Annotated in this window: 11 protein-coding genes; 7 read left to right on the forward strand and 4 right to left on the reverse strand. The window is 52.5% G+C overall.

Annotation, left to right across the window (positions count from 1 at the left end; genetic code table 11):
- Positions 1-145: 145 nt before the first annotated feature.
- From OH144_RS03650 to OH144_RS03660, 3 genes are read left to right on the forward strand one after another with little or no spacing between them, the layout of a single operon-like run.
- A complete protein-coding gene (locus OH144_RS03650) occupies positions 146-1345 on the forward strand; it encodes an anhydro-N-acetylmuramic acid kinase (protein ID WP_266204938.1) in 1200 nt (399 codons plus the stop codon).
- Between the two features lie 38 nt (positions 1346-1383).
- The gene (locus OH144_RS03655; RefSeq protein WP_266204939.1) at positions 1384-4401 is read left to right on the forward strand and encodes a SusC/RagA family TonB-linked outer membrane protein; all 3018 of its coding nucleotides are present in this window, start codon (positions 1384-1386) and stop codon (positions 4399-4401) included.
- Between the two features lie 26 nt (positions 4402-4427).
- A complete protein-coding gene (locus OH144_RS03660) occupies positions 4428-5744 on the forward strand; it encodes a RagB/SusD family nutrient uptake outer membrane protein (RefSeq protein WP_266204940.1) in 1317 nt (438 codons plus the stop codon).
- A 150-nt stretch (positions 5745-5894) separates the two neighbouring features.
- Here OH144_RS03660 and OH144_RS03665 read toward each other — a convergent pair whose 3' ends face one another.
- Positions 5895-6659, reverse strand: coding sequence for an SDR family NAD(P)-dependent oxidoreductase (locus OH144_RS03665; protein ID WP_266204941.1), 765 nt, complete (start codon positions 6657-6659; stop codon positions 5895-5897).
- A gap of 248 nt (positions 6660-6907) precedes the next feature.
- Between OH144_RS03665 and OH144_RS03670 the strand changes: the two genes are divergently transcribed.
- Complete coding sequence (locus OH144_RS03670) at positions 6908-8290, forward strand: HTTM domain-containing protein (RefSeq protein ID WP_266204942.1); 1383 nt, start codon at positions 6908-6910, stop codon at positions 8288-8290.
- A gap of 153 nt (positions 8291-8443) precedes the next feature.
- Positions 8444-8623: a DUF1059 domain-containing protein gene (locus OH144_RS03675; protein ID WP_266204943.1), complete on the forward strand. Its 180-nt coding sequence runs from the start codon at positions 8444-8446 to the stop codon at positions 8621-8623.
- Positions 8624-8680: 57 nt separating this feature from the next.
- Here OH144_RS03675 and OH144_RS03680 read toward each other — a convergent pair whose 3' ends face one another.
- From OH144_RS03680 to OH144_RS03690, 3 genes are all read right to left on the reverse strand, one after another.
- Positions 8681-9460, reverse strand: coding sequence for a hypothetical protein (locus tag OH144_RS03680; protein WP_266204944.1), 780 nt, complete (start codon positions 9458-9460; stop codon positions 8681-8683).
- A gap of 78 nt (positions 9461-9538) precedes the next feature.
- Positions 9539-10318, reverse strand: coding sequence for a bestrophin-like domain (locus OH144_RS03685; RefSeq protein WP_266204945.1), 780 nt, complete (start codon positions 10316-10318; stop codon positions 9539-9541).
- A gap of 427 nt (positions 10319-10745) precedes the next feature.
- A complete protein-coding gene (locus tag OH144_RS03690; protein WP_266204946.1) occupies positions 10746-11309 on the reverse strand; it encodes a hypothetical protein in 564 nt (187 codons plus the stop codon).
- A gap of 401 nt (positions 11310-11710) precedes the next feature.
- On the opposite strand from OH144_RS03690, the gene OH144_RS03695 reads away from it, so the two are divergent.
- Positions 11711-12262, forward strand: a complete 552-nt coding sequence (locus tag OH144_RS03695; RefSeq protein ID WP_266204947.1) for a hypothetical protein — start codon at positions 11711-11713, stop codon at positions 12260-12262.
- A 174-nt stretch (positions 12263-12436) separates the two neighbouring features.
- On the forward strand, positions 12437-13276 hold the full coding sequence (locus tag OH144_RS03700; RefSeq protein ID WP_266204948.1) for a hypothetical protein: 840 nt from the start codon (positions 12437-12439) through the stop codon (positions 13274-13276).
- Positions 13277-13289: the final 13 nt, after the last annotated feature.

The raw sequence follows: 13289 nt of genomic DNA on the forward strand, positions 1-13289 counted from the left end.
AGCTGGTTAAAATCAGAGAGGATAGGTGGTTATTTTGCTCCTTTTCTCTAGATTAGAATCAATAGTAAATGGGATGCATGTCATAGTGCTGGAGCAAGCACTACGAAAGAGAATTTATTTTGTAACTGTACAATGGAGGACTTGAATGAATAAAGGTTTAAGCAGCTTATTCGATGTCGTGAACAAAGATAGAAGAAGGATCATCGGTCTTATGTCCGGCACATCACTCGACGGACTGGATGTTGCACTGTGCGAATTTACGGGACATGGAACAGATACACAGATGACGCTTCTTGAATTTGCTACTATGCCCTATGACACCGCATTTAAAGCGCAGGTGAAATCGATCTTTTCCAAAAGAGAGGCTGACCTGGAGAAAGTGTGCCTGATGAATGCCTACGTTGGCAGTTTCCATGCAGATTTAATCAACGAGTGCCTCCAAACGTGGAATATTCAGCCACGGGAAGTAGATGTTATTGCCAGCCACGGACAGACCATTTACCACGCTCCTGCCTCCTTGCACCAGATCCCGGGGATGCCCAATGCTACCCTGCAGATAGGGGATGGCGACCATATCGCTGTTAAGACGGGCATTATAACCTTAAGCGATTTCAGGCAGAAGCACATTGCAGCAGGCGGCGAAGGCGCACCTTTGGCAGTATACGGCGATTACCTGCTGTTTTCTGAAAAAGGGCAAAACCGGATCATGCTAAACATCGGCGGTATAGCCAACTTCACGTTCTTGCCCGGCGACCTGAACACCTCCAGAATCTTCTCAACAGACGTAGGTCCGGGCAATACCCTTATGGATGCTTATGTACAAACACAGTACCCGGGTAAATATTTTGATGCTAATTCGGATATTGCAAAAAAAGGAACGTATAATACAAGGCTGCTAAGTGCCCTTTTAGATCACCCTTTCTTTAACCAAGGCTTTCCGAAGACAACAGGTCCGGAGCTTTTTAACCTTGCTTACCTGGAACAGGCACAACAAAGGTCTGAGACAACGCATCTTTCTCCGGAAGATGTAATGGCTACCCTAAACCGCTTTTCTGCAACGGGTATTTGTGAGGCCTTGGAAAGAACCATGAATAAGGAGCATTTCGAGCTATTTTTGAGTGGAGGCGGCATGCACAACCCGCTGTTGATGGAGAATATAGCGGAAATGATAACAGGCGTAACGATACGAAATACGGCAGAACTGGGTGTGTCGCCGGACGCAAAGGAGGCAGTATTGTTTGCCACACTTGCCAACGAGTGCCTTGTAGGAAATGCCATCGACTTCGGGCCTGAACATACAGGTGTCCCTTCTGTGCACATGGGGAAGATCAGCTTGCCGGATTAAAGTATAAATGCGAAGGAACAGTACAAAATAACCTAACTATGGAAAAGATCTACATTAAAAGGAAGTCTTATGTAAAGGCTTCCTTTTTGTGTTTGCTCCTACTTGGTCTGCTAAACCAGGCGGCGCTGGCACAGAACACACGCTACACCATTTCGGGGACTGTGACAGACGCCCGTACAAAAAGCCCCCTTCCGGGCGTTGTTGTTAAGTTTCAGAATAGCAACACCGCTACGGCAACAGATGCCAATGGTGAGTACGACCTAGTGGCTAATTTACCGCCGGGCACATACCAGCTAAATTTTTCGTTTATCGGTTTTAAACCGGAGACCAGGCCGGTTGTACTGGGTACTGCAGAGGCAGTTGATCTGGACGTTCAGCTAAGCGAGGATATTGTGGGGCTGGATGAAGTGGTGGTAACAGGTACCTCGGTAGCTACAAGTAAAAAGCAGCTAGGGAATGCCATTTCTACTGTATCCGGGGAAGCGATCGAAAACAGCATTGCCATTTCCATAGACCAGGCCCTGGCAGGTAAAGTGGCCGGCGCCCAGATCACGCAGAATTCCGGTAACCCTGCCGGTGGTATCAGTGTGCGCCTGAGGGGTACCAGTACAGTAGTGGGGTCCGGCGACCCGCTCTATATCGTAGACGGTGTGATCATCAACAACAGCTCTCCGGAACTGATTGACCTGGGAGGATATGCCCAAAACCGTCTGGTAGATATCAACCCGAATGATATAGAACGCATCGAAATTATAAAAGGCGCTGCAGCAGCGGCAATCTATGGCTCACGGGCGAGCAATGGTGTGGTGCAGATATTTACCAAGCGTGGTGTAGAAGGTAAGCCACAAATACAGGTATCTACCCAATTCAGAGTAAGCGAAGTGCGCAAAACACTGGAGTATAACGATTACCCTTTTCGTTTTATAAATACTACTGCCACTGACCTGACGCAGGAGCCGGTGCAGCGCTACGATTACCAGGACGAGATTTTCCGGACAGCATTTGGAACAGAGAACAACGTTTCGGTTTCGGGAGGTAGCGCCAATACACAGTACTTTCTTAGCGGAAACTACTTACGGAATCAGGGGATTATTGATAACACTAAATTTAACAGGGGAGGCGCCCGCATCCGGGTTGACCAGACTCTGAAAGACTGGATATCCGTCTCGGTGGGGGCAAACTATGTGCTTAGCACCAGCGAGGAAATACCAAACGGCGGCTTAAGTGAGGCATATGGTGCCCTGACAGGCTTTATCTTTAGCAACAACTTTATTGATCCGCAGCCGGATCCGGTAACAGGAGTATATCCCTCTACGGCCCCTACGGCTATACTTAGAAGAACAAACCCACTGGAGGCCATCAACCGGTTTGACTTCCGCCAGCGTACCAGCAGGTTTATTGGTGACTTCCAGTTGATGGTAACGCCTATTGACAACCTTAACATCAACTATACATTAGGTTATGATAATTCTACGCAGATAGCCACCGGATTTATTCCGGTAGGCAACACCACTCCCTCCTACGATGCAGGTTATTCTCGACGTGCAGACAGAACGGCCTACCTGCTGAACAATGACCTCAACATTTCCTACAGAACGATGCTGTCTGATTGGCTGGAATCTACCACCGGTGTGGGAGCTACGGCTCAGACTGAGAAAATATACACGACAGGCATAACAGGTACACAGCTCGTGCCGCAGGCACAGACTCCTTCTACGGCCGCCATTATAGTTACCGGTGAGGCAAGATCCGACATCAACATACTAGGCTTTTTTGCCCAGCAGACGTTTGGGTTCGGTGATCGTTTTTTCTTAACAGGTGCAGGCCGGTATGATGTGTCCTCTGTTTTCGGGCCCGACGACAGGTGGCAGTTTTACCCCAAAGTGAGTGCCAGCTACCTGATTTCCAATGAGCAGTTCTGGCAGCGCTGGAGCTCGGTGGTGCCTACCCTGAAGCTTAGAGCATCGTACGGCCAATCTGGTAATTTAACAGCTATTCAGGCCTACGACCGCTTAACAAACTTTGTGGGCGCCTCCTTGCCTGGTTTCCCCGGGGTGTCCTCTCCAACCCTGTTGGGTAACCCGGAAATCAAACCCGAGCGGCAAACAGAAACAGAGTTTGGCGTGGACATGAGCTTACTCAACGGTCGCCTGGGCTTAGAGTTCTCCTATTATACCAAAGACGTGGAAGATCTGCTGCTCAACATTTCGCTGGCACCTACCACCGGTTACCTGACACAGTATGTAAACATTGGCACCCTGACCAATAAGGGCGTTGAGTTTCTGCTAACCGGCGCCCCGCTTCAAAAAGAGAGCGTTAAGTGGACGTCAACGCTGATATATTCCAGGAACAAGAACAGGCTAAACGACATACCGGGAGGCGTAGTAACCTTTCCTGGCGGCTTCGGGCAGGTGGCTGCTGTAAACGGGTATCCGATCGGGGCTTTTTACAGTACTTATTTTGCCAGAAACCCTGACGGATCGCTTTTACTGACCCCTGCGGGGCTGCCGCAGCCCGAACGTGTAGGGCGAAACCCCGAAACAGGGCAACCTGCTGGGGCAACCGTGCCGAAAGTGATCGGTGATCCTAACCCCGACTGGACAGGATCCTGGATAAACGAGATATCCCTGACGAATGGCTTTTTTTTCCGGGCGCAGTTTGATGCTGCCTACGGTTTTGATGTATTTAACTTTACACGCCGCGTAGGAGAGCGCGACCTGTACGGTGGCCTTGCAGGATATGAGCCTGAACTGAGAGGAGAGGTGCCAAAAGGGACTTCGGCTGCCTTGTTCGGTATTTTTGAAAACTACATCGAAGACGGATCCTACATCAAGCTCCGAGAAGTATCGGTTGGCTATGACTTTAAGCCTGCATTTCTGGGAAACAGCAGCGTGCGCGTAAACCTGGCAGGCCGCAATCTTTTCTCCATTGATGATTACAGCGGCTACGATCCGGAAGTGAACGCTGCAGGGCAAACCAATGCCGTACGCGGTTTCGATTTTGTGGAGGTGCCCATACCCAGAACTTATGCCTTAGGTGTAACTGTGGCTTTCTAATTGTCTTACCTGATATCGATACGAACATGAAAAATATACTTCAAAACCTGAAAATAGGTGTCCTCTCAGGCATGCTACTGTTAATAAGCGGTTGTGAGCTTGACCTCACCAACCCCAACGCTCCGGATGAAGAGCAGGTGGTCGAAACCCGGGAAGGCCTGATCGCACTAAGTGTTGGTGTAAGGCAGTTTTATTCCACCTCCGGGATCGAAGCCGCCTACCTGTACAGAGGAGTTACCGGCCGGGAGTTGAAAGGGGTGGCCACGTTCACGAACGTGCTGGAACTGGAGGCCGGAGGCACGGCATTACCCAGTTTTAACGGGAATATTCTTGGTATCTGGTCGAGGATGCAACGGGTGATGCTGATGAGTGAGCAGATTCTGGAGAATGCCCCTAATGTTCCGACTATCACAGACGGTATGTTAAGTGGTATGCTTGCAAACGCACATTTATTTAAAGCTATCGCGCTTGCAACACTCGCCACTACTTTTGAGCAGGCAAATACCGAAACCAGCAGGGGCGAAAAAGTGACCTTTAAGCCCAGAGAAGAGGTGCTGGCGGAGGCTATATCACACCTTAACCAGGGCATTGCCATACTTGATGAAACACCGGTTTCTACGGAATTCACAAGGCTTGTTACAGGATCATCCTTTGATCTAAAAAATATACTTTATGCCTATAATGCAAGGTATAACCTGTATGCCGGCAACTACGAAGCGGCACTGGCCAATGCTAATCTTGTAGACTTGGAAAGTACGTCGGAGTTTGTTTACAGTACGGTTAGTCCTAATCCAGTTTATAATACCGTAGCTATACTTGGGTACTTCAGGCCGCGCGATAACTTTGGCTTACCGGCAGAATTGTTTGAAGAAGGGGATGCACGAGAGGATTTTTATATGAGTGATCCGAGCGCAGTTGTGAACGGAGATCCGGTAAGAACACTTACAGGCTTCTTTTCAGAGCCAACAGATCCTATTCCGGTGTACCTGCCTGACGAAATTAAGCTGATTAAAGCAGAGGCTATACTTCGTAGTGATGGCTCGCTGGAAGAGGCCTTGGCTTTGATCAATGAAGTGCGGACACAGACATCCGGAGATCCGTTTGGGGTTAATGCTGCGCTGCCGGCGTATAGTGGCCCGGTTACAAGGGAGGCCCTGTTATTGGAAGTATACAAGCAGCGTTCTGCCGAGCTATTCTTAACGGGGCAGAAATGGGAAGACAGCCGCCGTTTCGGTCGTCCGGGACCTCCGGAAAGTACGGCAGAGCGTAACAGAAACTTCTATCCTTACCCGGACCAAGAGCGACTCAATAACCCGAACACACCACCCGATCCGGCTATTTAAGCTCCTTTGCAAAGCAATAGTAAGCGAAAACCTCCTGCCGCAGTGAAAATTCGAGGGCAGGAGGTTTTCCTGTTTTTGTAAGGAGCATACTTACCTGCAAGGGGTTCAATTACGGCGCAGGGGCAACCAGGTGACAGCGTCGCTTTAACCTTACTGCGCCAGATAAGCGCCATCCACGGCATAATAAGCGCCGGTTACGAACGAGGCCTTATCAGAGCTCAGCCAGATCACCAGTTCTGCCACCTCCTCTGCCTCACCGAGCCGGCCGATGGGGTGCTTTTGTGTTAGCATCTGCAGGGTTTCTTCCCCCATATCTGCTATCAAAGGCGTTCTGATAAAGGCTGGCCCCACCGCATTCACGCGTATGCCTCTTGCCGAGTACTCCAGCGCTCCGCTTTTAGTAAGACCCACTACGCCGTGCTTGGCTGCCACATAGCCCGCCGAGGTGGCAAAACCCACCTGCCCCAGTATAGACGAGTTGTTCACGATGGCCCCGCCGCCGTTCTGCAGCATCTGCCGGATCTGGTAGTGCATACAATAGAACACGCTGTTCAGGTTAATCGCAATCACTTTGTCCCAGCCCTCTATGCTCATGTCGCCTACAGGGTTCGTCTCCCCGCCAATGCCGGCGTTGTTAAAGGCAACGTCCAGGCGGCCAAACGCGGCCACGGCCTGCTTTACCACCTGCTCGCACTCTTCCGGTTTCGAGACGTCTGCCTTCACGAATATGGCCTCGCCACCACCGGCCTTTATCTCGTCCACCACCTGGCTGCCCTTGTCTTGGGCTATGTCCGAGACAACCACGCGAGCTCCCTCGCGGGCGTACTGCAGGGCAGCTGCCTTGCCAATACCCGACGAGGCCCCGGTTACAATGGCCACTCTGCCCGCAAACTGTTTGGCTGTGTTTTCTTTCATAAGTTTGTTTTTAATGGTTCATGATATTGTACGGAGCAAAAATCGGCACCTGTTTATACTTTACTGATGACGAAGATCAGGAAAAGGATGTTTCTGATCAGTAATTTATACGGTGGCGGCCCTGTTTTAATATCATGTGTGGGTAATGCACTACCGATGAGAAAGCAAAGTATTTTTGGTTTGGAAGTATACTTTGATTTAGTGGTATTTTTTATACTTTCGTAGAGGTTGATTATCCTCCCCATTTTATGAAGAAACTCGCGCAGCAGCTACTGAAGCCTATTAGTATTTACCCGCTGGTGTACTTCCGCATCCTGTTCGGGCTGCTGATGTTCTGCGAGGGGGTGGGGGCCGTACTCATAAACTGGGTGCAGGAGCATTACGTGGAGCCTACCTACCACTTTGGCTATATCGGGCTGGAGTGGATAAGGCCGCTGCCGGGCTACGGCATGGTGTATGTGTACCTGCTGATGGCGCTACTGGGCTTCTTGATGATGGTGGGCTGGCGTTACAAACTCTCCTCCTTCCTGTTTTTCCTGCTGTTCGGCTATGGTTTCTTCTCCGAGAAAACGCATTACCTCAACCATCATTACCTTATCTGGCTCATCAGCGGGCTGATGGTGCTGCTGCCGGCGCACCAGAAACTATCGTGGGACGTGCAGCGGCAGCCGGAGCTGGAGACAGAGGTGGCGCCGCAGTGGACGCTATGGCTCTTCAGGGGGCAGCTGCTGCTGGTATACTTCTACGCCGGCGTGGCCAAGTTGCAGCCCGACTGGCTGGCGGCAAAGTCCGTGAGCATCTGGTTGGCGGCAAAAACCCACTTTTACGTCATCGGCCCGTACCTGAACACGCCGGCTATGATTCAGTTGGTGGTGTGGGGCGGCGTGGTGTTCGACTTCCTGATCGGGTTTGCGCTGCTGTGGCCCCGCACGCGCATGGTGGCCTTCTGGGTAGCCTTTGCCTTTCATATCTTCAACTCGGCGGTGTTCCATGTGGGCGTGTTCCCTTACTTCATGATAGCGGCCAATGTGCTTTTCTTCAGCCCGGAGCAGATCGCGCGGTGGTTTTTCAGAAAGGATGTCGACCCGCAGGCGCTACAGCACCTTCCCCTGAGGCAGCCGGGCTGGCAGCAGCGGCTGGGGGTGCAGTTCTTCATACTTTACCTGGGCTGGCAGCTGCTGTTCCCGCTGCGGCACTTCTTCATACCCGGCGACGTGAACTGGACCGAGGAGGGCCACCGCTTCTCGTGGCGCATGATGCTGCGCACCAAGCGCGGCACGGTTACCTACCTCGTAAAAGACGCGGCTACGCAGCGGCAGGAAACTGTTTTCCCGAACCGATACCTGGCAAAGGAGCAGCTGAAGGAACTGCCCAAGCACCCCGACATGATCTGGCAGTTCGCGCAGTTCCTGAAAGGGGAGTACAAGCGGCAGGGCATGCAGGAGCCTGAAGTATACGCCGTCTCCCGACTCAGCCTCAACGGCTACCCGCGCCACCCCATCGTAGATCCCAACGTAGATCTGGCTGCCGTGCCGTATACCTGGGGCGCCAAAAGCTGGGTAACGCCCCGGCCCGAGGCCGATGGCTGGCCCTGGCAGAAGCGCATGACGGCAGAGGCAGAACGACAGTAGGAAGGCGGGAGTGTTATATTTTAAGTATACTAAATTATCATGATAAAGTATAACTAAATAATTGACAGGGGGTATAACTTATCATACACTGCTCGGAAACCTAATACCGGTGCAGAAGCAAAACCGATTGTTATACTTTAAAACCTACCGACTATGAAAACTTTGAAGTGCCGCGATGTGGGCTTTGATTGCAATGCCGAAGTGCGGGCCAATACCGAGCAGGAAGTCCTGACCCAAGCCAGCAAGCACGCCCGCGAGGTGCATGGCGTAGACGTATCGCCGCAGATGGCCGAGCAGATTAAAACCAAGATCAAAGATGATGGAGTAAGGTAAAGGGCTTAGGTAAAATACCGATCATGAGTGGGGCAGAGGACTGGCTTTATAAATCGCTCAGTCCCACTCCCCTATATCCTCTTCCTCCTCATCAAAGTACTCCTCCTCCTCCAGGTCGCCGGCCCACGCTGTTTTTTCATCCGAATCCCTTTCCTCCTCTAAGCCTGCTAAGCCGGCATCAGCCACCAGCTTATCCACCCATTCCTGCTGTTGCTCCTCGTAGATCAGCTCGCCACGCTGTAGGAAGCGGTTTGCATCGAGCAGCACCTCGTAAATAGGCGTGTGGATGTGTTTCGGGATCTTGAACAGGCGCGGGTCCTGCTTGTCGAAAGGCGTGGCCACTTTGGAGCTGTATAAGTAGGGGATGAGCGTTTTGGAGCAGCTGATGGCGACGCGGTGCACTTCGTGCGCCTCGAAATACTCCTGCAGCCGCTCGTTAATGTTCTCGAAGAACTCCACCGTTTCGCCCAGCCGCACCCGGGAGCCTGCCCGCGACTTGCCCTTGGTCTTGAGGTATTTGATCTGGCTCTTGCCTTGCTTCTTGCGCACCATGTAAGATCGGAACACCTTGTGGTTAAGGCAGCGGCCGCTCTCAAAATAGCCTAGCGCACAGTTGCCTGCCTGTATCAGCAAGATCACATAGTTTATACTTTGGTTCGCCTGTGTAGGGTGTGGGAATGGAAGCGTTAAGGGCAAGCGGAGGTATAACTGTTCCAGCCCGGCCTCGTCCAGCAGCGTGAGGCGGTGTTTTTCCGGCTCATACGCCGCCCTGATACCTGATGACTGGATAGTGCGGAGCAGCCTGGCGGCGTGCTCTTGTGGGAAAAAACGGTTCATGGGCATCACAGCCTAAAGCTGGGATATTTACGGGAATAAAGCAAAGGCTATAACAGGATGATAAAAGCGGCCCATACGTTACTCTGCCTTTAACTGCCGCATGCTTTCCTGGTTCACCTTAATGATGCCCCTGTTGGGCCTGTCCAGATCTATGATGATGAAGACAACGAGCGAGATCAGAAACGTCATCATGGCAGAAGGCATAAAGGTTCTCTTCCGGCCCAGGCCACTGGCGTAGCCCATCAGCGCCCCCGACGAAATGAACACGACAAAGAGTATAAACAGGATCACCTCCGGCACATGCAGCTGCAGCCGGGCGTTGCGCTCCCCGTAGGCATTGATCATCTCATCGAGGGCGTTAAGGAAGTAGCCTGTCGTTACGGGGCGCGGATCGATGCGGGCTGCGCTTACGGCGTTCATCCAGACGGCTTTCTGCAGGTTTTTTGTCTCTTCAGCCAGCGCCTTTTGCTCCGTCACCATGGCGTAGTCGGTATTGCTTAGGGCCAGCCGGAGGTCTACGTATTGCTGCAGCTGCCTGTGCGTGAGCGAGTCGTAGGGATGGGGCAGCAGCCAAGTGTGCATCAGGGCAGTACTGATGGCGTTGGCCTCCTGGATGACGGCCTCGCTCCGGCCGTTATATCTTTGCAGCGACATGTTGAACGTAAAGCCAAGTATGAGCGCCAGTAAACCAAGCATGCCGGCCTGAATGGTGTTGGTATGCGCCTTTACATCCACATCGGTTTTGCCCTGGTGGTACTTCCCCAGCCTGTATCCCGCCTCTTCTGCCAACAGGATCAACACAAAAAGGATCGCTACGATTAAAATACTGTTCTGGTCGTACATGATTTCATTTGCCATACCTGTTTACACATCGGGAGAACGCAGTTCAGTCTGCCAAAGATCTGGCGCTAAGGGGTATACGCTTCTGAAAGTATAAATGAAGTACAAATGCGTCGGGGAGGAGGAGCTTATACCACCAGAGCTTCCCTTGTGCGTATCAGGGCCGTTTGCCAGGCAAACTGAAGCCCCCTCTTGTGGGTGGGCCTGCCATTCGGACACATTTTGTTTCTGCCGAAAGCTTGCGGTTCGTGGTTCTCAGGGTCGGCCCAGTTTTCAGCCTGCACAAGTATAAGCGACACCTGCTGCCAGGCATGCAAACCAAAAGCTGGGCCGACCCTGAGAACCACGCTTTGAAAACGCGCGGGAGGTGAGCCGAGTAGTGAGCCTATGTCCTGATCATACCCTTGAAGGGGTGGAAGTAGAGGGTGAGGCCCGGAAGCGGGCGCTAGCGCAGCAGCTTTATCTCTTCTTCTATAGCCGGGCTTAGCACCATGATCAGATGCTCGGCAAAGGCCGCGTTTTCTATCTGCTTCGCGTCCATCAGCACTGTCAGGCCGATCGGCTCATTTTCCTCCGAGAGGAGGATACTGCCCAGGTAACTCTCGATCTGCAGTTCCTGCAGTTCCTTGTCCTCCGGAAAGGAAGGGGCCACATCAAAAGGATGGTAACAGAAGCGTTGGGCAAGGGTCACTTCGCAGGGAGTGCCCTTCAGGGGGTAGGTATAGTTATCCAGCAATTTTTTATCGTCCATAAAGATAAGGGTGTGGATGTGTTCCCGGTCTTCGGAGAGCTGGCCGATAACGATGTACTTTGCGCCCGTATGCTCGGTGATAAACGTGGCTATCTCTGAGAGGTACCTGTTATGCCTTCCTTTTTTGGTAAGCGCCAGGGCCGCCTCCAGCACGCGCTCTTCCTCTTCCCCCGGCTCATACTGCCAATAATGAATCTTCCTGTACTCCATCAGGTTATTTTTGGTAAAAATAAGGCCAAAAGTATAAATCGTTTCCATAAAATTTAAAATTTTCGGGTATAACAAGGTTTTCTCAAAGCCAATGCACGCAACATGCCTGTGAAAGGTGGTGCCGTCTGCCATACACCCATACCCGCCGCCATTCTTCAGAGGATTTTTATGCAGTTCTCGCCCGTAAAAAGCTTCTCCTCCGGTGCAACCCAACAAGCGCTGCAAAGTATAAACTCTCTCCATCGAGAGATAGATACTTCCAGATATAGCGTTTTACCCAATTATAAGGTGGCTAACCTGGGCATATTTTTTTAAGTTGCCAGGGCATCCGGCTGCTTTGGCAGGCCATACCTTATACCCCGGAAGTACCGCAGGTATGGAATGTTTCCGTATGTAACGATGGAAGGCCGAACCACGGCGGGGCGCAAAACTAACAGGCAATCGCAAACATGAGGGTTATATTTCTACTAATGCTGCTACTGCTGTGCTCCTGCGCTACCCAACGGCAGGCCGAAAAGTTCTTCGAGGATAACCCGGGGAAGCTGGCCGAGTACGTGGTTAAAAAGGAAGCCTACGCCCAAAGGCACGACGGAGCCCACGCTGCCAGGCGCTTGCCCCCGAGGTTCTACCCGCCCGCCATACCTGCCAGGCAGCAGATCTCGCCCGACAGGTTGATTCCCAGCCCGATGCTGGTGGCCAGGCCGGACGCTGCTTTCGCCCCCCGCTACAGAAGCTGCCCCGAGTGCCCCGGCACCCCCCTCACAAAGACCGTTTACCTGCCCGATACCCTGCAACTGGACTCCCTTAGCCGGGAGCTGAAGATCGAGCAGATGGCCAACGCGGCCATCCGGCAGAAATTAAAAGCCACGGAGGCCGACCGCGACTACTGGCAGGAGATGAACCGCAAGAAGCGCTGGGCACTAATCGCCATGGCTATTTTCGCGGTGCTGTACATCCTGTTTAAGGTACTGGCCTGGCGTGTGCGGGAAACAGGGGAGTAGGAGCCTGCTCGCCAAAAACTGCTCGCGGAAAGCTATCAGCTGCCTTAATGCCAGGGGCCAAAGTATGAGCACTTTCTTCCCGGTGCTTGATGCGAGCAGCCGGTATAAATATAACCGCCCGGGCCGTGGGTCGTTTATAGGTAGAGTAACATTTTATAAACCTAATAAACAGCTATGAACAGACAAGAAAGAGATCGTTACGGAAACAACAACTACGGACCTGATTATGGCGGGTACGAGGGCTACAGCAACGACTCCCACTACCACAGCGCCAGAAACCTGACGGATGACTTTGAGCGTCATTACAGGGGCGGCGACTACGAGCGCAACAGCCGCATCCGAAGCTACCATGAGGGCGACATGGGCGACGCCTATGAGCGGCGCAGGAGAGGGGAAGACAGTTTTAGAGGCAACTCCGGCTACCCACGCAACGACTGGAGCCAGAACAGCCGCTACCCTGAAAACAGCAGCCACGACCGCGACAGGTTCAGGAATTACCAGGATGATTACAGAGGGTACGAAGACAGCCGGGACAACGACCGGGGCCTGCGCGGCAACATACGTCAGGGATATGGCATCTCCAGCTACGAGGGCACCTCTGATAGGTATAACACCTTAGACAGCACCCGGAACAGGGGAGGTTCTGGAGATGACCAACCATATTACCCCGGTACCAGAGGCGGTTACAGAAGCTCACGCTTCGGCGATGGCATGGGCGAGTCCTCCACGCATTCCGATCGCGGCATTCCTAATTATGGCACGCGTAACTTCTCAGAGAACTACGGCACAGGCATGGGCAGCTCTTATGGAGGCAGCAACTACGGCGGCGGCACCGGCTACTCTAGTGGCCACCGGGGAGGCGCGTTCGGCCAAAGCACCTACGGAAGCTCTTCCGGAAACTATGGCGGCTCCAGCTCAATGGGCGGCGGCAGCTATGGCGGCCGGAGTAACAGCGGCAACGGGGAAACCTCGCACAACACCGACAGAGGGACCAGAGAGTTCGGAGGGTTTTAACCTCTCCTGATGC

Origin of the sequence: Pontibacter kalidii (genome assembly GCF_026278245.1) — a bacterium.
GTDB lineage: Bacteria > Bacteroidota > Bacteroidia > Cytophagales > Hymenobacteraceae > Pontibacter > Pontibacter kalidii.

Bases quoted from the DNA above. Each gene is read 5' to 3' on its own strand.
- OH144_RS03650 (WP_266204938.1), top strand. From the start codon at position 146: ATGAATAAAGGTTTAAGCAGCTTATTCGATGTCGTGAACAAAGATAGA.
- OH144_RS03655 (WP_266204939.1), top strand. From the start codon at position 1,384: ATGGAAAAGATCTACATTAAAAGGAAGTCTTATGTAAAGGCTTCCTTT.
- OH144_RS03660 (WP_266204940.1), top strand. From the start codon at position 4,428: ATGAAAAATATACTTCAAAACCTGAAAATAGGTGTCCTCTCAGGCATG.
- OH144_RS03665 (WP_266204941.1), bottom strand. From the start codon at position 6,659: ATGAAAGAAAACACAGCCAAACAGTTTGCGGGCAGAGTGGCCATTGTA.
- OH144_RS03670 (WP_266204942.1), top strand. From the start codon at position 6,908: ATGAAGAAACTCGCGCAGCAGCTACTGAAGCCTATTAGTATTTACCCG.
- OH144_RS03675 (WP_266204943.1), top strand. From the start codon at position 8,444: ATGAAAACTTTGAAGTGCCGCGATGTGGGCTTTGATTGCAATGCCGAA.
- OH144_RS03680 (WP_266204944.1), bottom strand. From the start codon at position 9,460: ATGAACCGTTTTTTCCCACAAGAGCACGCCGCCAGGCTGCTCCGCACT.
- OH144_RS03685 (WP_266204945.1), bottom strand. From the start codon at position 10,318: ATGGCAAATGAAATCATGTACGACCAGAACAGTATTTTAATCGTAGCG.
- OH144_RS03690 (WP_266204946.1), bottom strand. From the start codon at position 11,309: ATGGAAACGATTTATACTTTTGGCCTTATTTTTACCAAAAATAACCTG.
- OH144_RS03695 (WP_266204947.1), top strand. From the start codon at position 11,711: ATGAGGGTTATATTTCTACTAATGCTGCTACTGCTGTGCTCCTGCGCT.
- OH144_RS03700 (WP_266204948.1), top strand. From the start codon at position 12,437: ATGAACAGACAAGAAAGAGATCGTTACGGAAACAACAACTACGGACCT.